19 protein-coding genes and 1 pseudogene are annotated in these 23,162 nt (G+C 71.4%); 6 read left to right on the top strand and 14 right to left on the bottom strand.

From position 1 onward, the window contains the following. Nucleotides 1–158: 158 nt before the first annotated feature. On the bottom strand, nucleotides 159–1,298 hold the full coding sequence (locus tag ACFYVL_RS12385) for an adenosine deaminase (protein ID WP_389243580.1): 1,140 nt from the start codon (nucleotides 1,296–1,298) through the stop codon (nucleotides 159–161). Between the two features lie 103 nt (nucleotides 1,299–1,401). On the opposite strand from ACFYVL_RS12385, the gene ACFYVL_RS12380 reads away from it, so the two are divergent. Continuing rightward, entirely contained in the window at nucleotides 1,402–2,151 is a 750-nt protein-coding gene (locus ACFYVL_RS12380) for an alpha/beta hydrolase (RefSeq protein WP_389243578.1), read from the top strand. A gap of 87 nt (nucleotides 2,152–2,238) precedes the next feature. After that, on the top strand, nucleotides 2,239–3,342 hold the full coding sequence (locus ACFYVL_RS12375) for a calcium:proton antiporter (RefSeq protein WP_389243576.1): 1,104 nt from the start codon (nucleotides 2,239–2,241) through the stop codon (nucleotides 3,340–3,342). A gap of 35 nt (nucleotides 3,343–3,377) precedes the next feature. Here ACFYVL_RS12375 and ACFYVL_RS12370 read toward each other — a convergent pair whose 3' ends face one another. Then, nucleotides 3,378–4,373, bottom strand: coding sequence for a LysR family transcriptional regulator (locus ACFYVL_RS12370; RefSeq protein WP_389243575.1), 996 nt, complete (start codon nucleotides 4,371–4,373; stop codon nucleotides 3,378–3,380). A gap of 62 nt (nucleotides 4,374–4,435) precedes the next feature. Here ACFYVL_RS12370 and ACFYVL_RS12365 point away from each other — a divergent pair, with 62 nt between their 5' ends. The 3 genes from ACFYVL_RS12365 (at nucleotide 4,436) to ACFYVL_RS12355 (ending at nucleotide 7,898) form a co-directional block, all read left to right on the top strand. Further along, a complete protein-coding gene (locus ACFYVL_RS12365) occupies nucleotides 4,436–5,773 on the top strand; it encodes an MFS transporter (RefSeq protein ID WP_389243573.1) in 1,338 nt (445 codons plus the stop codon). 215 nt (nucleotides 5,774–5,988) lie between these two features. Further along, on the top strand, nucleotides 5,989–6,639 hold the full coding sequence (locus ACFYVL_RS12360) for a L,D-transpeptidase family protein (protein ID WP_389244181.1): 651 nt from the start codon (nucleotides 5,989–5,991) through the stop codon (nucleotides 6,637–6,639). Between the two features lie 170 nt (nucleotides 6,640–6,809). Further along, complete coding sequence (locus tag ACFYVL_RS12355) at nucleotides 6,810–7,898, top strand: sigma-70 family RNA polymerase sigma factor (protein WP_389243571.1); 1,089 nt, start codon at nucleotides 6,810–6,812, stop codon at nucleotides 7,896–7,898. A gap of 39 nt (nucleotides 7,899–7,937) precedes the next feature. Here ACFYVL_RS12355 and ACFYVL_RS12350 read toward each other — a convergent pair. Both ACFYVL_RS12350 and ACFYVL_RS12345 read right to left on the bottom strand, forming a co-directional pair. Beyond that, nucleotides 7,938–8,129: pseudogene (locus ACFYVL_RS12350) on the bottom strand (hypothetical protein); the annotation flags it as partial. 128 nt (nucleotides 8,130–8,257) lie between these two features. After that, entirely contained in the window at nucleotides 8,258–9,097 is an 840-nt protein-coding gene (locus ACFYVL_RS12345) for a DUF6597 domain-containing transcriptional factor (RefSeq protein ID WP_389243569.1), read from the bottom strand. Between the two features lie 94 nt (nucleotides 9,098–9,191). On the opposite strand from ACFYVL_RS12345, the gene ACFYVL_RS12340 reads away from it, so the two are divergent. Continuing rightward, on the top strand, nucleotides 9,192–9,782 hold the full coding sequence (locus tag ACFYVL_RS12340; RefSeq protein WP_389243566.1) for a TIGR03086 family metal-binding protein: 591 nt from the start codon (nucleotides 9,192–9,194) through the stop codon (nucleotides 9,780–9,782). 143 nt (nucleotides 9,783–9,925) lie between these two features. Here the strand turns inward: ACFYVL_RS12340 and ACFYVL_RS12335 are convergent, their stop codons facing one another. From ACFYVL_RS12335 to ACFYVL_RS12290, 10 genes are all read right to left on the bottom strand, one after another. Then, nucleotides 9,926–11,578, bottom strand: coding sequence for a mannosyltransferase family protein (locus ACFYVL_RS12335; protein ID WP_389243564.1), 1,653 nt, complete (start codon nucleotides 11,576–11,578; stop codon nucleotides 9,926–9,928). Nucleotides 11,579–12,052: 474 nt separating this feature from the next. After that, nucleotides 12,053–13,342, bottom strand: a complete 1,290-nt coding sequence (locus tag ACFYVL_RS12330) for a thymidine phosphorylase (RefSeq protein ID WP_389243562.1) — start codon at nucleotides 13,340–13,342, stop codon at nucleotides 12,053–12,055. A gap of 114 nt (nucleotides 13,343–13,456) precedes the next feature. Then, nucleotides 13,457–13,870 carry a cytidine deaminase gene (locus tag ACFYVL_RS12325; protein ID WP_389243560.1) on the bottom strand — a complete coding sequence of 138 codons (414 nt, stop codon included), beginning with the start codon at nucleotides 13,868–13,870 and terminating at the stop codon, nucleotides 13,457–13,459. Continuing rightward, nucleotides 13,867–15,150: an ABC transporter permease gene (locus ACFYVL_RS12320; RefSeq protein WP_389243558.1), complete on the bottom strand. Its 1,284-nt coding sequence runs from the start codon at nucleotides 15,148–15,150 to the stop codon at nucleotides 13,867–13,869. Before ACFYVL_RS12320 ends, ACFYVL_RS12325 begins: the two co-directional genes overlap by 4 nt. Further along, nucleotides 15,147–16,265 (bottom strand): ABC transporter permease, encoded by a 1,119-nt coding sequence (locus tag ACFYVL_RS12315; RefSeq protein WP_389243556.1) that lies wholly within the window; start codon nucleotides 16,263–16,265, stop codon nucleotides 15,147–15,149. Before ACFYVL_RS12315 ends, ACFYVL_RS12320 begins: the two co-directional genes overlap by 4 nt. Beyond that, complete coding sequence (locus ACFYVL_RS12310; protein ID WP_389244179.1) at nucleotides 16,262–17,950, bottom strand: ABC transporter ATP-binding protein; 1,689 nt, start codon at nucleotides 17,948–17,950, stop codon at nucleotides 16,262–16,264. The genes ACFYVL_RS12315 and ACFYVL_RS12310 overlap by 4 nt, the downstream gene beginning before the upstream one ends. 310 nt (nucleotides 17,951–18,260) lie before the next feature. Further along, the gene (locus ACFYVL_RS12305; protein WP_389243554.1) at nucleotides 18,261–19,304 is read right to left on the bottom strand and encodes a BMP family protein; all 1,044 of its coding nucleotides are present in this window, start codon (nucleotides 19,302–19,304) and stop codon (nucleotides 18,261–18,263) included. A gap of 290 nt (nucleotides 19,305–19,594) precedes the next feature. After that, complete coding sequence (locus ACFYVL_RS12300) at nucleotides 19,595–20,818, bottom strand: amidohydrolase (protein ID WP_389244177.1); 1,224 nt, start codon at nucleotides 20,816–20,818, stop codon at nucleotides 19,595–19,597. A 145-nt stretch (nucleotides 20,819–20,963) separates the two neighbouring features. After that, nucleotides 20,964–22,052: a hypothetical protein gene (locus ACFYVL_RS12295; protein ID WP_389243552.1), complete on the bottom strand. Its 1,089-nt coding sequence runs from the start codon at nucleotides 22,050–22,052 to the stop codon at nucleotides 20,964–20,966. Between the two features lie 5 nt (nucleotides 22,053–22,057). Further along, a complete protein-coding gene (locus ACFYVL_RS12290; RefSeq protein ID WP_389243550.1) occupies nucleotides 22,058–22,996 on the bottom strand; it encodes an N-acetylneuraminate synthase family protein in 939 nt (312 codons plus the stop codon). Nucleotides 22,997–23,162 lie beyond the last annotated feature (166 nt).

The following is a 23,162-nucleotide window of genomic DNA, read 5'->3' as shown; positions in this document are numbered from 1 at the left end:
TCCTCAGAGATGGGGGGAAGTGAGCGGCTCTGCAAGCTAGTCAGAGCCCCTCGACCCCCGCAAACACCACCCCGCGGCCGGGACTTGATCTTCCCGGCCGCCTGTGCTCTCCCTGGGATCAACTGCTTCCATTAAGGGAAACCGCTGGTCAGGGCGATTTACTGGAAGAGCCACTCCGACTTCAGCTCGGCGTAACCGGGCTTGATGACGTCGCTGATCATGGCGAGTCGTTCATCGAAAGGAATGAAAGCGCTCTTCATCGCATTGACCGTGGTCCACAGCATGTCGTCGAGCGTGTAGCCGAAAGCGCCGATCAGGTGCTCGAACTCGCGGCTCATGCTGGTGCCGGACATCAGCCGGTTGTCGGTGTTCACGGTGACCCGGAACTGAAGCTTGCGCAGCAGGCCGAAGGGGTGGTCGGCGTACGAGGTGGCCGCTCCGGTCTGCAGGTTGGAGGTGGGGCACATCTCCAGCGGGATGCGCTTGTCCCGTACGTACGCGGCCAGCCGGCCCAGCTTCACGCCGCCGTCCTCGGCGACCTCGATGTCGTCGATGATGCGCACGCCGTGGCCCAGGCGGTCGGCGCCGCACCACTGGAGGGCCTGCCAGATGGAGGGGAGCCCGAACGCCTCACCGGCGTGGATGGTGAAGTGGTTGTTCTCGCGCTTGAGGTACTCGAAGGCGTCGAGGTGGCGGGTGGGAGGGAAGCCCGCCTCGGCGCCCGCGATGTCGAAGCCGACCACGCCCGAGTCGCGGTAGCGGTTGGCGAGTTCGGCGATCTCCAGGGCGCGGGCGGCGTGCCGCATCGCCGTGAGGAGGGCGCCGACGCGGATGCGGTGGCCGTTCTCCCTGGCCCGGCGCTCGCCCTCGCGGAAGCCGTCGTTGACCGCTTCGACGACCTCTTCGAGGGTGAGGCCCTTCTCCAGGTGCTGCTCGGGCGCGTACCGGATCTCGGCGTAGACGACGCCGTCCTCGGCGAGGTCCTCGGCGCACTCGGCGGCCACCCGGAACAGCGCCTCGCGGGTCTGCATGACGGCGCAGGTGTGCGCGAACGTCTCCAGGTAGCGCTCCAGCGAGCCGGAGTCGGCGGCCTCGCGGAACCAGATGCCGAGCTTGTCGGCGTCGGTCTCGGGGAGGTTCGCGTAACCGCTCTCGCGGGCGAGGTCGACGATGGTGCCGGGGCGCAGCCCGCCGTCGAGGTGGTCGTGCAGCAGCACCTTCGGTGCGCGGCGAATCTGGTCCACGGTGGGCGTGTTGGGGTTCGGACCCGTGGTCGGGCGCGTGGTCTGGCTCGTCATCTGGGCACTCTAGCCCCTACGCGCGTAGATCGTGCCCGGTCGATACGTAACAGTGACCGTGCGTACGGGTGGAGTCCATCTCGACTTCTGAGACTGTTCTGCCATGACACAGCAAGTCGAGCCGGGCCCGACCGCCCGGCTGGGGCGGGCCGTTGGTGCTCCGGCCACCGTGAACGGCGTGGTGCTCGTCTTACCGGGCGGCGAACCGGAGTCCGCCAGGGGCCCCTCTCCCTGGGCGTACGCGGCGGCCCGGCCGCTGGCCCGCGAACTCGCCGCCGCGGGCGGGAGCGAGGGCCTGGCGGTGCACCTGGTGCGCTACCGGGGGCGCGGCTGGAACGGGGGCGCGGCCCGGCTGGCCGCGGACGCGCAGTGGGCCGTGGAGGAGGTCGTACGGCGGTACGGGGACGTGCCGGTGTGTCTGGCCGGGCTCGACATGGGCGGCCGGGCGGCGCTGCGGGCGGCCGGGCACGAGGCGGTCGGCCCGGTGGTGGCGCTGGCGCCCTGGCTGCCCGGCGGGGCGGCCGACGAGGAGCCCGTACGGCAACTGGTGGGCCGGCAGGTGCTGATCGTGCACGGCACCGACGACGGGCGGGCCGATCCGGAGCTGTCGTTCCGGCTGGCGGAGCGGGTGAAGAAGGCGAACCGGGACACCTGCCGGTTCGAGGTGCACTCGGACGGGCACGGGATGCGGCAGCACCGCGGGGAGGTCCGGGCGCTGGTCGCCGACTTCGTCCTCGGCTCCCTGTTCGGGCGCCCGTACGCGAGGGCGGTCGCCGACGCGCTCGCGGCGCCGCCCCCGTTGGGCCTGCGGATGCCTCTGGCCTCCGGCTTCGGTGCGGGGGGCCGGAGCTGACACGGGGGCGGGCCGGGGCCGCGAGGCCGTACCCCCTCCAGGGGTCACCGCGCGCGGGACTTTAGTCCCTCTGACACCCTCGACACCATGAGCAGCAGCGTGGACCGCATCAGACCCACCCACTGGGCCTCCTTCGTGCCCGTACTCGCACTCGTCCTGCTCGCGTTCTCCTGGGGGCGCGAGATGCCGGGGCCGGTGGTGGCGCTGCTTGCGGTGTTCCTCGGCGGGGCCGTCCTCGCCGCCGTGCACCACGCGGAGGTCGTGGCCCACCGGGTGGGCGAGCCCTTCGGGTCGCTGGTGCTCGCCGTGGCCGTGACGATCATCGAGGTCGCCCTCATCGTCACCCTCATGGCCGACGGCGGCGACAAGAGCGCCTCACTGGCCCGGGACACCGTCTTCGCCGCCGTCATGATCACGCTGAACGGCATCGTCGGCATCTCGCTGCTGGTGGGGGCGCTCAAGCGGCGGGTCGCCGTGTTCAACCCGGAGGGGTCGGTGGCCGCGTTCGGCGCGGTGGCCACGCTGGCCGGGCTCAGCCTCGCGCTGCCGACGTTCACGACGAGCACGCCGGGCCCGGAGTTCACCCCGACGCAGCTCATCTTCGCGGCCATCGCCGCCGTGCTCATCTACGGCCTGTTCGTCCTGACGCAGACCGTGCGGCACCGGGACTACTTCCTTCCCGTGACCCAGGAGGGCAAGGTCATCGACGAGGACGACCACGCCGATCCGCCGCCCGCCCGGGTCGCGCTGATCAGCCTCGGGCTGCTGGCCGTCTCGCTGGTCGCGGTGGTCGGGCTCGCGAAGGGCGTCTCACCGACCATCGAGAGCGGTGTGGAGGCGGCCGGGCTGCCCGCGTCCGTGGTGGGTGTGGTGATCGCGCTGCTGGTGCTCCTGCCGGAGAGCATCGCCGCCGTACGGGCCGCCAAGCGGGACCGGGTGCAGACCAGCCTCAACCTCGGGCTCGGGTCGGCCATGGCCAGCATCGGCCTCACCATCCCGGCCGTCGCCATCGCGTCGATCTGGATGGACGGCCCGCTGCTGCTCGGCCTCGGGGCCACCCACATGGTGCTGCTGGCGCTGACGGTCGCGGTGGGCACGCTGACCTTCGTACCGGGCCGGGCGACGCCGCTGCAGGGCGGCGTGCACCTGTCGCTGTTCGCGGCGTACCTGGTGCTGGCGGTCAGTCCGTAGCGGGGCGGGGCCGTGGCCCGGGGCGGCGGGCGCGGTCAGTCCGGGGCGGCGGTGCGGTCCGTGACCTCCAGCAGGGCCGTCTGCGGGAGGATGTGGCCGCGCCGGGAGAGCAGGAAGCGTTTGAAGGCGGCCACCGGGGGTGTGTCCGGGTGGCCGTCCAGCCAGGCGACACCGATCTCGCGGGCCGCGCGGGGCGCGGTCACCGTCAGTTCCACGACGCCGGGACGGGCCACCGCGGGCGGCGGCAGCAGGGCCACTCCGAGCCCGGCCGCGACCAGCCCGCGCAGGGTCTCCGCCTCCTCCCCCTCGAAGGCGACCTTGGGGCGGAAGCCCGCCTCGGCGCACAGGTCGTCGGTGATCCGGCGCAGGCCGTAGCCCGGCTCCAGGGTGACGAAGGCCTCGTCGGCGGCCTCGGCCAGCCGGATCCGCTTGCGGCCGGCCAGCCGGTGGTCGTCGGGGACCACCAGCCGCAGCCGCTGCTCGTCGAGCCGTCGGGCCACCAGGTCGGGGGCCTCGGGCACCGGCGAGGTGAGGCAGAGGTCCAGGTCGCCGGCGCGCAGCCGCTCCAGCATGGCCTCGCCGTAGTTCTGGACGAGCTGGAAGCGGATGTGCGGGTGGTCGGCGCGGAAGGCGCGGATCAGCGCGGGCACGGTCTCCGAGCCCATGGTGTGCAGGAAGCCGAAGGCGACCTTGCCCGAGGTGGGGTCGGCGTCCGCGCGGACCGACTCGGCGGCCTTCTCCACCTCGGCGAGGGCCCGTTCGACGGTGGTCAGGAAGGTGCGGCCGGCCGGGGTGAGGGCGAGGGTGCGGCCCTTGCGGGCGAACAGGGCCACGTCCAGGTCCTGTTCGAGACGGACCATGGCCCGCGACAGCGTCGACTGCGGTACGCCCAGCTCGTGGGCGGCCCGGGTGACGTGCTCGTGCCGGGCCACCGCCGCGAACTGGGCGAGCCTCGGCGCGAGCACCTGAGAAATGTCTTCTTCGTAACTACTCGGTGACAGGCGACGCTGTGAGCTGTGCTGATGCTGCATGGGATGAATTATCGAGGGTTTGTGCATTGGACGCATGAGAAGGCCGGGCCTAGGTTCTGAGCATGCCTTCCGCCAGTACCACGGCGTCCATGCCTGTAGTTGTGGGCGCCGAGCCTTCTGATTCCTTCGATTCCTCTGTTTCCGCTGGGTCCAGTGGTGCTTCTGCTGCCGCTGCGCCCGCCGATACGCGCCTCAGCCCCTCCTCCCCCGCCTTCCGGCGGATGAGCCTCGCGCTCTTCGCGGCGGGCATGGCGGCCTTCGCCCTCCTCTACTCCACCCAGGCCCTGCTGCCCGCGATCTCCGCCGACCTCGGCGTCAGCGCCGCGCAGGCGAGCTGGACGGTGTCGGCGGCGACCGGCGCGCTCGCCCTGTTCGTACTGCCGCTCAGCGCACTGTCCGAGCGGTTCGGGCGGCGCACCCTGATGACGTACTCCCTGGTGGTCGCGGTCGGCGTCGCGCTGCTGGTGCCGCTCGCGCCGAACGTGGGCTGGCTGATCGCGCTGCGCGCGGTGCAGGGCGCGGCACTGGCCGGGCTGCCGGCCTCGGCGATGGCGTACCTGGCGGAGGAGGTGCGCCCCAAGGCGCTGATCGCGGCGATCGGGCTGTTCGTGGCGGGCAACTCCATCGGCGGCATGAGCGGCCGGATCGTCACCGGCTGGGTCGCCCAGCTGTGGGGCTGGCGCGCCGCGCTGGCCTCCGTGGCCCTGATGGCGCTGGTGTGCGCGGTGCTCTTCCGGCTGCTGCTGCCGAGGGCGCGCAACTTCCGCCCCGGGACGCTGAACCCGCGGGTGCTGGCGAAGACCGTGGGCGGGCACCTGTCCGACCCGCTGCTGCGGCGGCTGTACGCGATCGGCGCGCTCTTCATGACCGTCTTCGGCGCGGTCTACACGGTGATCGGCTACCGGCTCGTCGAGGCGCCGTTCAACCTCCCGCAGGGTGTCGTCGGCTCGATCTTCCTGGTCTACCTGGTGGGCACGCTCTCCTCGGCGGGCGCGGGCCGGCTGGTGGCCCGTACCGGACGGCGCGGCGCGCTCTACCTGGCCGGTTCCACCACGGCCGCCGGACTGCTGCTCTCGCTGTCCGACTCGCTGGCCGGAGTACTGGCCGGCCTGGTGCTGATCACCGCCGGTTTCTTCGCCGGGCACGCGGTCGCCTCCTCCTCGGTCAGCCACACCGCGAAGTCGGGCCGCGCCCAGGCGTCCGCGCTCTACCAGTCGGCGTACTACCTCGGCTCCAGCGCGGGCGGCACGCTCGGCGCGATGGCGTTCCACGCGGGCGGCTGGAGCGCCACGGTGACGCTCGGCCTGCTGGCCGTGGCCGGCGTCGCCGGGATCACGCTGTACGGGACGCGGTGCGCGCGGGCACAACGGCGCGGCTCCCTCGTTGTTGCGAATTCATGACACGTGAACTGCCTTGTCCGTACAACCGGTTCCCGCCCCCAGCCGTCTAGCTGGACAAACGTGCAGTACGCCACGCCAGGCGCGTACCGCACGGCTGGGGAAGGGGAACACCCATGGGATCCGTGGTGTCCACGGGGGACAAGAACAGAGTGCGTACGGGATCGCTGCGCAGGGCCCTGCGCAGCCGTACCGGCATAGCCGCCGGGATCACCGCGATGGTGGTCCCGGCGGTACTGACGGTGGGGGCGGCGGCCCCCGCGCAGGCGGCTTCGTGCACGACCAGCACGGGCCCGTACCAGAAGCAGGCGGAGAAGTTCCTGGGCCTGAAGGTGGACGGCAGGCAGTCGGCCGCCGACTGCAAGGCGATACGCGGCTTCCAGGCGCAGCACGGCATCACCCCCACCATCGGCTACGCGGGACCGGTGACCTGGCGGGCGATGGACCAGATCAACAAGCAGAGGGCCGCCGCGCGCAATCCGAACGCGGCGGGCAAGTGCCCGGTGAACAAGGGCCGGATCGCCTGTGTCGACCTGACCAGGCAGCTCAGCTGGATCCAGGACGGGAAGACGGTCAAGTACGGCCCGGTGCCGATCCGTTCGGGACGTGACGGCTACGAGACGCGGACCGGCCTGAAGAAGGTCTACTACCGCAGCATCAACCACTACTCGACGCTCTACCACGTGCGGATGCCGTACTCGCAGTTCTTCGACGGCGGCATCGCCTTCCACTCGGTCGACCTGCCGATGTCGGCCCCGCCCGGCTCGCACGGCTGCGTGAACATGCGCAAGGCGGACGCGAAGAACTACTGGGGGCTGCTGAAGAAGGGCAGCAACGTCTTCGTGTACGGGCGCAAGCCGGGCACCTGACGGACCCCGCGGCCGGACAGGGCGGACCGCCGGGCCCCACACGGCCCGAACCGGTGGTCCGCGGGGCCGGGCACGGCGGTTAGCGGCATTGCGACCCCCACTGTCAGACCCCTCCCGTAGAGTTCCACAGCACAGCAGCAGTGGGTGGATGAGCGGGCGGGGTGGACCCTGTGAGTGATGTAACGACGCCAGGCGTGGATGCGCAACTGGAGGACTACCGGACCGAGTTGACCGGTTTCTGTTACCGGATGCTCGGCTCCGCCTTCGAGGCGGAGGACGCCGTGCAGGACACGATGGTGCGCGCGTGGCGCAGCCAGGACCGGTTCGAGGGACGCTCCTCGCTGCGGTCCTGGCTGTACCGGATCGCGACCAACGTGTGCCTGGACATGCTGGGCAGCAGCAAGAAGCGCGCCCGGCCGATGGACTTCACCGACTCCCGCCCGCTCGCCCAGGCCCAGTTGAACCCGCAGCCGGAGGCGGCCTGGCTGGAGCCGGTCCCGGACGGCCGGGTGCTCACCGTCGTGGCCGACCCGGCGGAGACCGCCGTCGCCCGCGAGTCGGTGCGGCTCGCCTTCGTGGCCGCCCTCCAGCACCTGCCGCCGAAGCAGCGGGCGGTGCTGATCCTGCGCGAGGTGCTCGCGTGGAAGGCGAGCGAGGTCGCCGAACTCCTGGAGACGACCGTGCCGTCGGTCAACTCCGCCCTGCAGCGCGCACGGGCCACGCTGGCCGAGACGAAGACCGCCGGGTCGGACACCGTCAAGCCGATGGACGAGGACCAGCAGAAACTCCTGGAGCGTTACGTCGCCGCCTTCGAGGGCTACGACATGAAGGCGCTGACGGCGCTGCTCCACGAGGACGCGGTCATGTCCATGCCCCCGTTCGACCTGTGGCTGGTCGGCGCGCAGGACATCACCGGCTTCATGCGCACGCACGGTGCGGCCTGCGAGGGCTCGCGGATGCTGGCCACGGTGGCCAACGGCACCCCGGCCTTCGCCCAGTACCACCCGACGCCCGAGGGCCACTTCGAGCCGTGGGCGCTCCAGGTCATCGAGATCTCAGACGGCCGGATCTCGCACATCAACTCGTTCCTGGACACCAAGCGGTGGTTCCCGCTGTTCGGCGTCCCGGCCAGGATCGAGGCGGACGGCACTCCCGGTCCCGTCGCCGAGCCCGGGGGGATCTCCGGATTCGAAGCCGCCGCCGCAGCTGCCGCCGCCGCTGCCGTGGGGGGCGAAGGACAGGCCGACCAGGTCGAGTAGGCCGGTCAATTCGCGGCTGGGGTGCCCGAGCAGGAGCCGGCATCCCAGCCTGCGGGCGGTGAGCCGCATCCGGGCCAGCGCCTCGACGGCGGCGAGCCCGGGGTCGGTCAGCGCGGACACGTCACAGACCAGTTCGGTCGCGCCGAGGTGAGGTGCGCTGAGCAGGAGTGCGTGCAGCCGTGCGCACAGGTGCGGTACGTCGGCCCTGCTCACGGGGCCGACGATCGCCATGGGGTGGTTCGTCGCAGAGTGTTCCACGGGGACTAGGACTGGCCGGGCGGCCGGAACTCATCGGTGTGCGCGAAACCGGGAGGGCGGGGCGGGCCGGCACGCGAGGGCCGGGGGCGGTGGGGCGTGGCTCAGTGGCCGGATGCGTACGCCGTCGGCGGCACTCCGACGGTCGCCGTGAAGTCCCGTACCAGATGCGCCTGATCGGTGTACCCGAGGTCGGCGGCGAGCCCGGCCCAGTCCACGGCGGCCTCGGACTCCGCGTGCTCCAGCGCCTCGTGTATGCGGTAGCGCAGGATCACCCACTTGGGGCCGACACCCACCTGGCGGGCGAAGAGGCGTTGCAGGGTGCGCGGCGAGAGCCCGGCGGCACGGGCGAGGTCACCGGACCGGCGGATGCCCCGGTCTCGGCGGACGCGGTCGGCGAGTTCCATGGCGAGATCGGCACCGGGGCCGGGCTGCGGACCGAGGGAGAGCAGGAAGGCGTCCAGCGCCGCCACCCGGGCCGGGTCGTCGGGCGGTCCGAGTACGGCGTCGGAGGGGTCACCGGCACCCGCCGCCGCACCGCCGGAACCGGCCGCCGGAGCCGGGAACACCTCGGCCAGGGGGAGTTGCCGCCCGGTCCACTCCGACACCGGGCGGTCCGGCCGGAAGGGCCCGAAGCCGCCCGGCCTGAACTGCACCCCGCAGACCCGGCCCGCGCCCTCCAGCTTCCGGGTGAACAGTCCCCGGCCGACCCCGGCGACCACACCGCTGCCCGGCTCGCCCGCCCGGCACTGGAACACGATGTTCACCGACGGGTGCGGCACCACGTGGGAGGCGTACGGCTCGGTGAGGTCCCAGTCGATGAACCAGTAGTGCTCCAGGAAGGGGCGCAGCGGCGGGGCCGGCTCGTGGCGCCTGAACCGCACCCGGGCCATGAGTCCCGCCGCGTCGACGATGCCTCGGGTGTCCCTGCGGGGCGCTGCCATGTACGGAATCCTAGAATCCCCGGGGTCCCGCGACCTTGCCGGGTTGGCGCGTTTTTACAAGAAACGGGCCGCTCCGGCTGCGTACCGTCGCCCCATGAACCAGAAGGCCGAGAAGACTCAGAAGATCAGCGAACTCCTCGAAGCGTCCGGCGCCCGTGCCGTCGCCGTCCTCGACGGCATCGGGGACGAACAGCTCGACCGCCGCACGCCCTGCACCGAGTACGACGTGCGCGCCCTGGTGAACCACCTCTTCCAGGTGGTCGTCCAGTTCCAGGCCCTCGCCGCGAAGAAGGACGCGGACTTCTCCGGGTCCGTCGACCTCTTCGGCGCGGGCTCCGACTGGCGGGAGCGGTTCGCGGCGGAGGTCCGGCTGCTGGTCGACGCCTGGGCGGCGCCCGGCGCCGAGGAGGGCACCACCGGCCAGATGGGCTTCCCGGCCCGTACGGTCGGCCAGATGGTCCTCGGCGACCTCACCCTGCACGCCTGGGACCTCGCCAGGGCCACCGGCCTCCCGTACGCCCCGGACGAGGCGGTCGTCGCCGATCTGGCCCCCGCCGTGGCGGCCATCGCCCCCGGAGCCCGGGAGGCCGGTGTCTACGGCGCCCCGGTCGAGGTGCCCGAGGACGCGCCCGACTTCGACGTGGTGCTGGCTACGACGGGCCGCGACCCGCGCTGGAGGCCGTAGGGGGCCCGGGGCGGCTCTGCTCTGATGGGTTCGGTGGACCTGGTGCGTCTGATGGGTTCGGTGGGGCCGATCGGTTCGGTGGGCCTGGTGGGTCCGATGGGTTCGGTGGACCCGGCAGGTCCGGTGGGTCCGGGTCCGTGCGGTCAGCCCGTCCAGCGGCCGGAGAGGTAGGAGACGGCGAAGAGCACCATGAGCGGCGCCACCACCGCCAGATAGGCCACCTTCACCCGGGGGCGGCGCAGGCTCCAGGCCGCGAGGAGCGTCCACAGCGGCCACCACAGCAGCGTCGCCCTCGGTACGGACGTGAACCAGTACGAGGTGCCCAGCGCCCACAGGCTCAGCCCGATGTAGACCGCCTCCGGCCAGCGCCGCAGCCACACGAGCACGCCCAGCAGCACCAGCCCCACCACCATCGCGGCCAGCTCCGCCTGCCACATGTAGGCGTACCCGGTGCTGTACCCGCCGTCGAACGCCGCCTGCCAGGTGGTCCGCCATGCCTCCCACGGCGCGTGGAACTCCCGGTACCAGCCCCGCTCCTGAGCGTGCTTCCAGGCCATCCAGTCACCGGTACGGCTGTGCAGATAGGCGCTGTACGCGAGCGCGGGCAGCGCCGGCACCAGCGTCCAGCCCAGCGGGCGCCAGGCCCTGGCCGAACGCGCCCGCCAAGCCGTGATCAGGAAGTGCACGCCGATCGCGGCGGCGACGAAGAGCCCGCTGATGCGGACCGTGGTGGCGAGCGCCGTGAGGATTCCGGCCGCCGCCCACTGGTGCCGCTGCGCCGCGAGCCAGGCGGGGAGCGCGAAGGCGAGGAAGAGCGTCTCGGTGTAACCGGCGGCGAGGAATATCGCGCAGGGCGAGAGCAGCAGGAACAGAACGGCCCGGTGGCCCGCCTTCGGAGCGGTGCTCTCGTGCGAGGTCGCGTGGGTTGTGGCGTGAGCGGTGCTCTCGTACGAGGTCGCGTGACCTGCGGCGTGAGCGCCGCTCTCCCCTGAGGTCACCTGCTCCGAGGCGTGAGCACCGCTCCCCCGGGCGGAGCGCTGCACCGCGTCGAGAGCGACACTCCCGCCTTCGTAGCGCTGATCCGGGACGCGAGCAGCACTCTCCTCCCTGGCGCCCCGCTCACCCCTGCGAGCACCGCTCTCACCGTGCGAGCCCCGCACCGAACCGAGAGCACCGCTCTCGCCCGCAGCACCCCGAGCACCGCCGGGCCCCCGCCCGCCCCCGCGAGCACCGCTCCCCCTTCCAGAGCGCCGCACCGAACCCGGAGCAGTGCTCTCTCCGGGCAGGTGCAGCCTGGCTATTCGGGCCAGGGCGAGCACGGCCACCGCGCCCGCCACGAACGAAATCAGCAGCCCGGCCAGGGTCCAGTTGGGTACGACCACATGGACGACGCGCAGCAGCAGCGGGAAGCCCGGGAAGAACGCCTCCCGGTTGTCCCAGCCCTCCGTGCCGGGGCCCGAGCCGGGCGGGAAGTAGCCCTCCTGCGCGATGTGCAGGAAGTGGGTCCAGTCCCACTGGGCCCAGCGGGACAGGGCCGAGGGGGCGTTCTTGGCCTCGCCGTCGGCGGGGAAGACCCAGGCCACGCTGTACGAGGTGACCCACAGGCCGACCCGGGTGAGCAGGTAGAGCCACAGGATGTCGCGGTCCGCGCCGGTCAGGTGCGGGCGGAACCGGCCCAGGAGGCGCGCGGCGCGTCCGTTGCCGGAGGTTCGTGCGTCGGGCGCGGCGGGCTTGCGGCCGGTGCCGGGCACCGGCTGTTGCTGCCCGGTCCGCTGCGGCGGTGGCACGACGGTCATGGTCCGGCTCTCCTGGGCGTTTCGAGGGGCGTGCGGTGGAGCTGCGGGCGCGCCGGGGGCCGGGGCGCGGCCCTACGGGGCTGCGGGCGTGTCCGCGGACCCGTGGGTCCGCGGGCGGATCCGCGGGTCAGTGGATCCGTGGGTCTGTCGGGCTGTGGCTTGGGGGGCTGCGGTCTGCGGTCTGCGGTCTGCGGTCTGCGGTCTGCGGTCTGCGGTCTGCGGGCGAGTGTGCCGGGGCGCCGCCCCGTCGTACATGCGTACGCGACGCGGGCCTCGTACGGAAGACGGCAGGAACTCGGCGAACCGTTCCCGCTGCCCGCCGAACTCCCGGCACACCGGGCGCCCCGGACTCCGGGCCACTCGACCTGCCGGACCTCCCCGCACCCGCCCCCGCACGTCGCGAGGGACCGGTGGGGGTTCGTACCCCACCGGTCCCTCGCGTCACAGAGTTGGGCACTCCCAGAGTGCCCCGGATCAGGCGATCCGGTCCAGCACGATCGGTGCCGGGACGAAGTCGCGGGCGGCCTCGCTGCCCTCGTCGGCGGTGAGCACACCGCCGTCCAGCGCCTCCAGGGCGTACGCGAACTTCTCCGGGGTGTCGGTGTGCAGCGTCATCAGCGGCTGGCCCGCGACGACGCGGTCACCGGGCTTGGCGTGCAGCTGGATGCCCGCGCCCGCCTGTACGGCGTCCTCCTTGCGGGCCCGGCCGGCGCCGAGGCGCCAGGCGGCGACGCCCACCGCGTACGCGTCCAACTGGGTCAGCACGCCGGTCGACGAGGCGTTGATCACATGCTGCTCGCGGGCGACCGGAAGGGCCGCGTCCGGGTCGCCGCCCTGGGCCTGGATCATGCGCCGCCACACGTCCATCGCGGAGCCGTCCCGCAGCGCCTTCTCCGGGTCGGCGTCCGGCAGACCTGCCGCGTCGAGCATCTCGCGGGCGAGCGCGAGGGTCAGCTCGACCACGTCGGCGGGGCCGCCGCCGGCCAGCACCTCGACGGACTCGCGCACCTCCAGGGCGTTGCCCGCGGTCAGGCCGAGCGGGGTCGCCATGTCGGTGAGCAGCGCGACCGTCCTCACCCCGTGGTCGGTGCCGAGGCCGACCATGGTGGAGGCCAGTTCGCGGGCGTCGTCGATGTTCTTCATGAAGGCGCCGGAGCCGACCTTCACGTCGAGCACCAGGGAGCCGGTGCCCTCGGCGATCTTCTTGGACATGATCGAGGAGGCGATCAGCGGGATGGCCTCGACGGTGCCGGTCACGTCGCGCAGCGCGTAGAGCTTCTTGTCGGCGGGGGCGAGGCCGTCGCCGGCCGCGCAGATGACCGCGCCGGTGGACTCCAGGACGTCCAGCATCTCGGCGTTGGAGAGCAGCGCCCGCCAGCCCGGGATGGACTCCAGCTTGTCGAGGGTGCCGCCGGTGTGGCCCAGACCCCGGCCGGAGAGCTGCGGCACGGCCGCGCCGCAGGCGGCCACCAGCGGGGCCAGCGGAAGGGTGATCTTGTCGCCGACGCCGCCGGTGGAGTGCTTGTCGGCGGTCGGGCGGGAGAGCTGGTCGAAGTTCATGCGCTCGCCGGAAGCGATCATGGCGGCGGTCCAGCGGGCGATCTCGGCGCGGTTCATGCCGTTCAGCAGGATCGCCATGGCCAGCGCGGACATCTGCTCGTCGGCGACCGCACCGCGCGTGTACGCGTCGATGACCCAGTCGATCTGCTCGGGGCTCAGTTCGCCGCGGTCCCGCTTGGTACGGATGACGGAGATGACGTCCATGGGGTCAGTGTTCCTTCCGGTCGTACGGATGCGCACCTCGTCGTACGCATCTACGCGCGTTGCTTTCCAAATGGACCGCGGCCCCGCCACACCGGTGACAGGGCCGCGAAGGTACTACTTCAGGTGCTGCGGACCAAAGGCGTCCGGCAGCATCTCGCCGAGGGTGCGGACCCCCGTGGTGGTCTCCAGCAGGAGCTCGGGGCCGCCGAACTCGTACAGCAGCTGGCGGCACCGGCCGCACGGCATCAGGTTCTCGCCCTTGCCGTCGACGCAGGTGAAGTGCGTCAGGCGCCCGCCGCCGCTGGCCTGGAGCGCGGACACCAGGCCGCACTCGGCGCACAGCGAGAGGCCGTAGGAGGCGTTCTCGACGTTGCAGCCGACGACCGTGCGGACGCTGCCGTTGCCGTCGTCGGCGAGGGCCGCGGCCCCGACCGGGTAGCGCGAGTAGGGGACGTACGCACGGGACATCGCGTCCCGCGCGGCCACCCGCAGCGCTTCCCAGTCGACGGCTTCGGGGGCGGTGCTCACTTGCCCTGGCCCTTTCGGTAGCGCATGCCGTCCGCCTTGGGCATCCGCAGGCGCTGCGCGGAGAGGGAGAGGACGAGGAGGGTCACCACGTACGGGGTGGCGCTGACGAACTCGTTCGGGACGGAGTCCGTGCCGAGGTACCAGATCAGCACGCCCACGGCGATGACCGCGGAGATCGCCGCCGCGATGTAGGCCTTCTTGTACGCCTTCCACAGCGCCAGACCCGCCAGCAGCACCACGAGCAGCAGGAGCAGCGCGTGGACGGAGGAGCCGCCGTTGCGGAGCTGGAGCGCGTCGGCGAAGCCGAACAGGCCCGCGCCCATGGCGAGGCCGCCGGGGCGCCAGTTGCCGAAGATCATCGCCGCGAGGCCGATGTAACCGCGTCCGCCGGTCTGGCCCTCGTTGTAGATGTGCGAGGTGACCAGGGAGAGGAAGGCGCCGCCGAGTCCGGCCATGCCGCCGGAGACGATGACGGCGATGTACTTGTACTTGTAGACGTTGACGCCGAGGGACTCGGCGGCGATCGGGTTCTCGCCGCAGGAACGCAGGCGCAGGCCGAACGAGGACTTCCAGAGCACCCAGAAGGTCAGTACGAACAGCAGCACGGCGACGACCGTCAGCAGGGAGACGTTGCTGACCAGACCGCCGAGGATGCCCGCGACGTCGGAGACCAGGAACCAGTGGTGCTTCTCGATGGAGGAGAGCCAGTCGGAGACCCCGGGGAGGGTCACCGTGCCGATGTCCTCGGCCGGCGGGGACTGCTTGGGGCTGCCGCCCTTGGCCGCGGCCTCGCCGCTGTTGAACCAGAGCTTCGCGAAGTACGTGGTGATGCCCAGCGCGAGGATGTTGATCGCGATGCCGGAGATGATGTGGTCGACGCCGAAGGTGACGGTGGCGACGGCGTGCAGCAGGCCGCCGAACATGCCGCCCAGCACACCCGCGAGGACACCGATCCAGGGGTTGGTCTGCCAGCCCGCCCAGGCACCGAAGAAGGTGCCGAGGATCATCATGCCTTCGAGGCCGATGTTGACGACGCCCGCGCGCTCGGCCCACAGGCCGCCGAGTCCGGCGAGGCCGATCGGCACCGCCATGGAGAGCGCGGCACCGATCTGGCCGGCCGCGGTGATGTCCTGGGCGCCGGTGATGGCGCGTACCGCGGAGAGGGCGACGAGCCCGCCCGCGATGATCAGCAGGACGACGGGGAACGAGAGGCGGGACTTGCCCGCCTTCTTGCCCCCGGAGGCCTTGGGGGCCGCCGGAGTGGAAGTCGCCGTACTCACGCCGACACCTCCTGCTTCTGGGAGTTGTTGGCCTGGGCGGCGAGCTTCTCGCCCACCTGGCGCTGCTGGCGCTTGAGTCCGTAGCGGCGGACGACTTCGTAGGCGATGACGACGCACAGCACGATGACGCCCTGGATGACGCCGACGATCTCCTTGTCGTAGCCCTCGAACTCCAGCTTGCCGCTGCCCCGCTCGAGGAAGCCCCACAGGAGGGCACCGAGGGCGATGCCGACCGGGTGGTTGCGGCCGAGGAGGGCGATGGCGATGCCGGTGAAGCCGATGCCGGTGGGGAAGTCGCCGCCGTACTCGTAGGAGTCGTTGAGCAGGGTCGGCATACCGACCAGGCCCGCGACGAGGCCCGAGATGACCATCGAGGTGACGACCATCTTCTTGACGTTGACGCCGCTGGCGTCGGCCGCCGACTCGGACTGCCCCACGGTGCGCAGGTCGAAGCCGAAGCGGGTGCGCGACAGGATGTACCAGTACGCGACGCCCGCGATGGCGGCGACCACGATGAAGCCCCAGATGGGGTCGGCGTCGGGCTGGGTGGGGATCGAGAAGAAGTGCGAGGACTCCGGCAGCGGCTTGGTGGCCACCTTGGTGCCCGCGCTGTCCAGGTGGCCGAGGCGGCCCTGCTGGAGGAGGTAGCCGATGATCGCGGTGGCGATCATGTTGAGCATGATCGTGGAGACGACCTCGGAGACGCCGCGGGTGACCTTGAGGACACCGGCGATGCCGGCCCACATGGCGCCGACGATCATCGCGGTGAGGATGATCAGCGGGATCTGCAGGAAGCCGGGCAGGGTCAGCGCGCCGCCGAGTGCGGCGGCGAAGAAGGCCGCCAGGCGGTACTGGCCGTCGACGCCGATGTTGAAGAGGTTCATGCGGAAGCCGATGGCCACCGCCAGACCTGCCAGGTAGTACGTGGTCGCCTTGTTCAGGATGTAGACCTGGCTGTCCGACTTGGTGCCGTAGTCGAACATGATGCCGAAGGCGCTGAACGGTTCCTTGCCGGTGGCGACCAGCACCACGGCGGTGACCAGGAAGGCGGCCACGATCGCGAGCAGCGGGGCCGCGATGCCCAGGAGCAACCGCTCCTTGTCGAACTTCTTCATCGGTCCTCTCCCCCGTTCCGGGGGTGGGTGTCGGCCGGGGCGCCGGGGACGTTCCGGCGTCCGGCGGCGGAGTCGGCGGTGGTGCCCGCCGCGGCGTCGGCCTGGGCCTGCGCCAGTTCCTCGGGGGTGGCCTCCAGGTGGCCGGTGGCCGCGCCGGTCATGGCCGAGCCCAGCTCCTCCGGGGTGATGGTGGCGGGGTCCGCGTCGGCGACCAGCCGGCCGCGGTACATGACCCGCAGGGTGTCGGAGAGCCCGATCAGCTCGTCCAGGTCGGCCGAGATCAGGAGCACGGCGAGACCCTCGCGGCGGGCCTCGCGGATCTGGTCCCAGATCTGGGCCTGCGCGCCGACGTCCACACCGCGGGTGGGGTGGGCGGCGATGAGCAGCTTGGGCGCGTGGCTCATCTCGCGGCCGACGATCAGCTTCTGCTGGTTGCCGCCGGAAAGGGAGGCCGCGGTGACGTCGATGCCGGGGGTGCGCACGTCGTACTCGCGCACGATCCGCTGGGTGTCGGCGCGGGCGGCCTTGAGGTCGAGGAGGCCCTTGTTGCTGTTGGGCTTCTCGGTGACGTGGCCCAGGATGCGGTTCTCCCACAGCGGGGACTCCAGCAGGAGGCCGTGCTTGTGGCGGTCCTCGGGGATGTACCCGATGCCGTCCTCGCGCCGCTTGCGGGTCGGCGCGGCGGAGATGTCGGTGCCGTCGAGGGTGACGGCGCCGGTGTCCGGGACGCGCATGCCCATGATGGCCTCGACGAGCTCGGCCTGGCCGTTGCCCTCGACGCCGGCGATGCCCAGGACCTCGCCCTTGTGGATGGTGAAGCCGATGTCGTCGAGCACGGAGCGGACCACGCCGTCCGGGTCGACGGCACTGAGCTTCAGCTCGGAGACCGTCAGCATCGGTACGTCGGTGACGGTCGACTCGCGGGTCTCCGGGGAGGGCAGCTCGCTGCCGACCATCAGCTCGGCGAGCTGCTTGGGCGTGGTGGTCGCCGGGTCGGCGGTGCCGACCGTGGTGCCGCGCCGGATGACGGTGATGTCGTCGGCGACGGAGAGGACCTCGCCCAGCTTGTGCGAGATGAAGATGACGGTCAGACCCTCGGCCTTGAGCTCGCGCAGGTTCGCGAAGAGCGCGTCCACCTCCTGCGGCACGAGCACGGCGGTCGGCTCGTCGAGGATGAGGGTGCGGGCGCCGCGGTAGAGCACCTTGAGGATCTCGATGCGCTGGCGGTCGGCCACGCCGAGGTCCTCGACGACGGCGTCCGGGCGCACGTTCAGCCCGTACGCGTCGGAGATCTCCTTGATCTTCGCCCGTGCCCTGTCGCCGATGCCGTAGAGCTTCTCCGAGCCGAGCACGACGTTTTCGAGGACCGTGAGGTACTCGGCGAGCATGAAGTGCTGGTGCACCATGCCGATGCCGCGTGCGATGGCGTCGCCGGGGCTGTTGAAGGTGACCTGTTCACCGTCGATGGCGATGGTGCCCTCGTCCGGCTTCTGCATGCCGTAGAGGATCTTCATCAGGGTCGACTTGCCCGCGCCGTTCTCGCCGACGAGGGCGTGCACGGTGCCGCGGCGCACGGTGATGGCGATGTCGTGGTTGGCCACGACGCCGGGGAATCTCTTGGTGATGCCGTGCAGTTCTACAGCGGGGCTGCTGTCTGCGGCTCGGGGACTGCTGGACGCTTTGATGGCGCACTCTCCTAGGCAGGAGGCGGAAGAGCGGAAGGCGAGGGGCTGGGCCTGGCGGGGTGCCGGTGCGGTTCCGGGCTGGCGGGCCGGTCCTTGGGCGACGTACGACCGACAAGTATCGGCCGTGCGTACGGAAACGTCATCTTGCGGCGTGTGGCGGAAAGTTACCGCGTACCGCGAGAGCTACGCGCGTAGCTCCGCCAAATTGTGGAACAGCCTGGCCCAAAAGTGAAGTGATGGGGGGAGCAGAAGCGGGGCCCGGAGAGCAGCCGAAGCTTCTCTACGGGCCCCGTTCCTTGCAAGGAGTGGGTCAGAGCGTGGACTTGACCTTGATGGTGCCGGCGACGATCTTCGCCTTCGCCTCGTCCAGCTTCGCCTGGATGTCCTTGATGTGGTCACCCGTGGTGGTCAGGGTGACGCCGTTCTCGGCGAGGGAGAAGGTCTTGGTGCCGGTGCGCGGCTTGCCGTCCTTGACGGACTTGGCGAGCTCGAAGACACCGGTGTCGACGTTCTTCACGACGGAGGTGAGGATCGACGCCTTGTACTTCGACAGCGACGGGTCGAGGGCCTGGTCGGAGTCGACGCCGATCGCCCAGGCGCCCTTCTTGCCCGAGACGGCCTCGATGGCGCCGGCGCCGGAGCCGCCCGCGGCCGTGTAGATGACGTCCATGCCCTTGTCGAGCATGCCCTTGGCCGCCTGCTTGCCCTTGTCGGGGCTGCCGAAGCCGGTGATGTCGGAGCCGGTGCCCAGGTACTGGATCTGCACCTTCGCCGAGGGCTTCGTCTCCATGACGCCCTGCTGGAAGCCGGCCGCGAACTTCTTGATCAGCGGGGTGTCCACCGCACCGATGAAGCCGACCTCGCCGCTCTTCGACTTCAGCGCCGCGGCGACACCCGCGAGGTAGGAGCCCTGCTCCTCGGTGAAGACGATGTTGTTGACGTTCTTCGCGTCGGAGATCGAGTCGACCAGGCCGAAGGTCACCTTGGGGTGCTTCTTGGCGACCTTGTCGACGGCGTCCTTGTACGCGAAGCCGACGGCGACGACCGGGTTGTAGCCGCCCTCCGCGAGGGACGCGAGGCGGGCCTCGCGGTCGGCCGGGGTCTCGCTCGCCTTGGCGGTGAGCTCCTTGGTCTCGGCGCCGAGCTCCTTCTTCGCCTTGTCCAGGCCGCGCGCGGCGGAGTCGTTGAACGAGTTGTCACCACGGCCACCGACGTCGTAGGCCATGCCGACCTTCAGCTTGCCGCCCTCACTGGAGCTGCTGCTCCCGGTGGAGGACTCGCCACAGGCGGTGGCGGTGAACGCGAGGGCCGCGGTGGCGACGCTCGCAGCAGCGATCTTGGATACCCGGCGCACGGGACGCTCCTTCAACCTGACCGAAGCGCCTCTGTCCGGCGCTGGTTTCGCGGCGATCGTAACGCGCGTAGATGTCACGTAAAGACCCGTTCATCAGTCGTTACCGGATCGACGCGCGTTCGAATCACCAGGGGTGACGTACATAAGCAATGTACATACTCACAAGCGACATAGCGAACACCCCTGGAGGAACATACAAAGAGGCGCCCCTCGGTACCTTCCGGTCACCGGGGGCGCCTCCCGACGCGCGCCGCTCTCCGCCGCTGTGTCGTACGTCTCCGCAGCTCAAGCTAGCTGCGCGTGTCAAGCAGTGCGGCGGCCGTGAACAGCTCCACCCCCACCGTGATCGCGCTCTCGTCGGCGTCGAAGTCGCCCCGGTGCAGATCGCGCTTGACCGTGTCGCCGGGGGTGCGGACGCCGAGCCGGGCCATCGCGCCGGGGACGTGTTCGAGGTACCAGGAGAAGTCCTCGCCGCCGAGGCTCTGTTCGGTGTCCTCGACGGAGTACGGGCCGCGGCGGGCGGCCATGGCGGAGGTCAGCAGGTCGACGACGACGCCGTCGTTGACCACCGGCGGGACGCCGCGGATGTAGTTGATCTGCGACTTCGCCCCGTGCAGGTCCGCGATGCCGGCGACGGCCGCGTGGATCAGGTCGGGGGCGTCGCGCCAGGTCTCCAGGTCCAGGCAGCGGACGGTGCCGGCCAGCTCGGCGTGCATCGGGATGACGTTGCACGCGTGGCCGGACTCGATGCGGCCCCAGGTCACGGAGAGCCCGGAACGGGCGTCCACCCGGCGGGAGATCACCGCGGGCACCTCGGTGGCCACCTTCGCCACCGCCGTCACGAGGTCCGTGGTCAGGTGCGGGCGGGCGGTGTGGCCGCCGGGACCGTCAAGAGCGATTTCCAGCCGGTCGCAGGCAGAGGTGATCGGCCCGGTACGGAGGCCGATACGCCCCGCGTCGACCCTCGGGTCGCAGTGCACCGCGATGATCCGGCCCACCCCGTCGAGCACCCCGCACTTGATCGCGTCCGCGGCGCCGCCCGGCAGCACCTCCTCGGCGGGCTGAAACAACAGGCGTACCGCGCGCGGCAGTTGTCCCTTGCGGTGCAGCTCGGCGAGGACCAGCCCGGCACCGAGCACGACGGTGGTGTGCACATCGTGCCCGCAGGCGTGCGCCCGGTCCGGGACGGTCGAGCGGTACGGGACGCCGACCTTGGCGTCCGGAATGGGCAGCGCGTCGATGTCGGCCCGCAGGGCGAGCATCGGCGTCCCGCCGTCCCACTCGCCGATGTCGCAGACGAGCCCGGTGCCGGAGCCCAGCACGCGCGGCGCCAGACCCGCCTGCTCCAGGCGGGCCTTGATCGCGGCCGTGGTGCGGAACTCCTGGTTGCCCAGCTCGGGGTGCATGTGCAAGTCCCGCCGGAATGCGATCAGTTCGGCACGCAGCGCCTCGGGCAGCGTGCCGGGGAGATCGTCTCCGGCGTCGGGACCGGCTTCGGACACGGGGGAGATCAACTGGTTCACCCCGTCAACGGTAGGCCCACTCCACCCCCAACTGCCTACCCATCAACAAAACTTCAGCCCGATAGGCGTAAGAAAATCAGCGGAAGGAGGTGTGCTCACGATGTGAGACGGGTATCAAGGTTGGTTGCCCTGCCCCCTACGTCACCGGCAGCACCCGGAGTTTCCGCACGTCACGCGCGGTTTCCGCGACGCCGGACAGGAATCCGCGGGCCCTCGGCGAGGCATTGGCCGAAAGCCACTCGGGATCGATGTCGCAGACGGCGACCTTCACGTCGGTTCCGACGAGTGCCCTGGGGAGCGTGTGTACGACCGTGGAGGGGAAGCTCAGGATCGTACGCCCGATCGGACCCCGGCGTGCGATGAGTTCCAGCGGCAGGTCGGGCCGGACCACTTCGAGCCCGGTGTCGACGGCCAGCCGGTGCAGTTTGTCCGCGCTCTCGCGGCGGTGCGCGAAGTAGCGGGTGGCGCCGTGACTGCGGGTGAGCGAGCGGACCGCGCGCAGATAGGGGTCGAGGTCGACGACACCGGTCTCCACCAGCGAGGTGCCGACCAGGTCGGCGGTGCGGGTGAGCCGGGGCGGGCCGAACCTGGCGCGGGTCCAGGCGAGGTCGTTGGGGGTGACCGTGATGCCGGGCAGGGACTCGGTGACCGGCATCGCCGTGAACAGCTCCACGGTGCGCCGGGCGCTGGGGGCCAGCCTGCGGCGCGCGGAGGTGGTGACCGGGGCCAGCAGCAGCTCCCGCGCCCCGGGCCGGCCGCCGCGCCGGTGCCAGCGCACCAGCCGCTCGCCGCGCGCGAGCTGCCCGGCGAACTCCATGGTGGCCGTGCCGTCGTCGACGACCACCAGCGAGGGTGCCCGCACCAGGGTGAGCAGCAGCTGTACGTAGCGGGAGAAGGGGTCGCCGATGACGACCCGTTCGGCCCTGCGCAGGGCACCGGCCAGTCCGCCGACGGTGCGCAGCGGCGCCCCCGCCCCGTCCCTGGCGTCCTCCCAGCGCACCGCGCACCCCTCGTCGCGGGCCAGCTCGGCCATCCGGCGGAGCTGGCCGCGCGACATGGGGTCGACGGGCGAGAGCACGACGACGGTCACGTCGGACATGTCGTACGTCGCGGTGTGCGCCCACTCCAGCACGTTGAGGAGCTGGACGGGGCTTTCGACGAAGGCGAGGGTGCCGGTGGAGCGGGAGGCGCGTGGGGGGCGGGGGGCTCCGCTGCGTGTGGTCATGGCCGTCAGACCCCTGCGGGTGCCGCGTCGGCCGTCTGGGCCACCACGCCCGGGACGCGGCGCAGCTTGCGCATCGGCGCCAGCTCGGACTCGTAGACCTTCTTCACGCCGTCGCCGAGGGACGCCTCGATGGTGCGGATGTCGCGCACCAGGCGGGTGAGGCCGCCGGGCTCGACGGAGGCTGCCTGGTCGGAGCCCCACATGGCGCGGTCGAGGGTGATGTGGCGCTCGACGAAGGCGGCGCCGAGGGCGACGGCGGCCAGGGTGGTCTGCAGGCCGGTCTCGTGGCCGCTGTAGCCGATCGGGACGTTGGGGTACTCGGCCTGGAGGGTGTTGATGACCCGCAGGTTCAGCTCGTCGGCGACCGCCGGGTAGGTGGAGGTGGCGTGGCAGAGCAGGATGTTGGCGCTGCCGAGCACCTCGACCGCGTGCCGGATCTGCGCCGGGGTGGACATGCCGGTGGAGAGGATGACCGTGCGGCCGGTGGCGCGCAGCTCGCGCAGCAGCTCGTCGTCGGTGAGCGAGGCGGAGGCGACCTTGTGGGCGGGGACGTCGAACTTCTCCAGGAAGGCGACGGCCTCGGTGTCCCACGGGGAGGCGAACCAGTCGATGCCGCGCTTGCGGCAGTGGGCGTCGATGGCCCGGTACTCGTCCTCGCCGAACTCGACGCGGTGGCGGTAGTCGATGTACGTCATGCGGCCCCAGGGGGTGTCGCGCTCGATGTCCCACTGGTCGCGCGGGGTGCAGATCTCCGGGGTGCGCTTCTGGAACTTCACCGCGTCGCAGCCGGCCTCGGCGGCGGCGTCGACCAGGGCGAGGGCCTTGTCGAGGTCGCCGTTGTGGTTGATGCCGATCTCACCGGTGATGTAGACGGGGTGGCCGGGGCCCGCGGTCTTGCTGCCGAGGGTGCGCTGGCGGGTGGTGGCGTTGCCGGTGTTGCTCATGTGGTGCGTCCTTAGGGCGAGTTGGGGGGTGCGGGGACGAGTGGGGTGGTGCGGGGTGTGGAGCCGGGTCGGGGCGGGGTGTCGGGGCGGGAGCGTGGAGTGGTCGGGCCGGGGCCGGTGAGCGGGTCCGGGGCGCCGGGGTCCGGGGCGTCCGGAGGGGAGCCGG

This window comes from Streptomyces sp. NPDC004111, from assembly GCF_042874215.1.
GTDB lineage: Bacteria > Actinomycetota > Actinomycetes > Streptomycetales > Streptomycetaceae > Streptomyces.
This window is presented reverse-complemented; position numbering and strand designations above follow the sequence as displayed.

Excerpts from the sequence above, each read along its gene's own strand:
- ACFYVL_RS12315 (WP_389243556.1), bottom strand. The coding sequence starts at position 16,265 with ATGAAGAAGTTCGACAAGGAGCGGTTGCTCCTGGGCATCGCGGCCCCG.
- ACFYVL_RS12330 (WP_389243562.1), bottom strand. The coding sequence starts at position 13,342 with ATGGACGTCATCTCCGTCATCCGTACCAAGCGGGACCGCGGCGAACTG.
- ACFYVL_RS12345 (WP_389243569.1), bottom strand. The coding sequence starts at position 9,097 with ATGGCAGCGCCCCGCAGGGACACCCGAGGCATCGTCGACGCGGCGGGA.
- ACFYVL_RS12385 (WP_389243580.1), bottom strand. The coding sequence starts at position 1,298 with ATGACGAGCCAGACCACGCGCCCGACCACGGGTCCGAACCCCAACACG.
- ACFYVL_RS12340 (WP_389243566.1), top strand. The coding sequence starts at position 9,192 with ATGAACCAGAAGGCCGAGAAGACTCAGAAGATCAGCGAACTCCTCGAA.
- ACFYVL_RS12360 (WP_389244181.1), top strand. The coding sequence starts at position 5,989 with ATGGTGGTCCCGGCGGTACTGACGGTGGGGGCGGCGGCCCCCGCGCAG.
- ACFYVL_RS12295 (WP_389243552.1), bottom strand. The coding sequence starts at position 22,052 with ATGACCACACGCAGCGGAGCCCCCCGCCCCCCACGCGCCTCCCGCTCC.
- ACFYVL_RS12365 (WP_389243573.1), top strand. The coding sequence starts at position 4,436 with ATGCCTTCCGCCAGTACCACGGCGTCCATGCCTGTAGTTGTGGGCGCC.
- ACFYVL_RS12335 (WP_389243564.1), bottom strand. The coding sequence starts at position 11,578 with ATGACCGTCGTGCCACCGCCGCAGCGGACCGGGCAGCAACAGCCGGTG.
- ACFYVL_RS12370 (WP_389243575.1), bottom strand. The coding sequence starts at position 4,373 with ATGCAGCATCAGCACAGCTCACAGCGTCGCCTGTCACCGAGTAGTTAC.
- ACFYVL_RS12290 (WP_389243550.1), bottom strand. The coding sequence starts at position 22,996 with ATGAGCAACACCGGCAACGCCACCACCCGCCAGCGCACCCTCGGCAGC.
- ACFYVL_RS12375 (WP_389243576.1), top strand. The coding sequence starts at position 2,239 with ATGAGCAGCAGCGTGGACCGCATCAGACCCACCCACTGGGCCTCCTTC.
- ACFYVL_RS12380 (WP_389243578.1), top strand. The coding sequence starts at position 1,402 with ATGACACAGCAAGTCGAGCCGGGCCCGACCGCCCGGCTGGGGCGGGCC.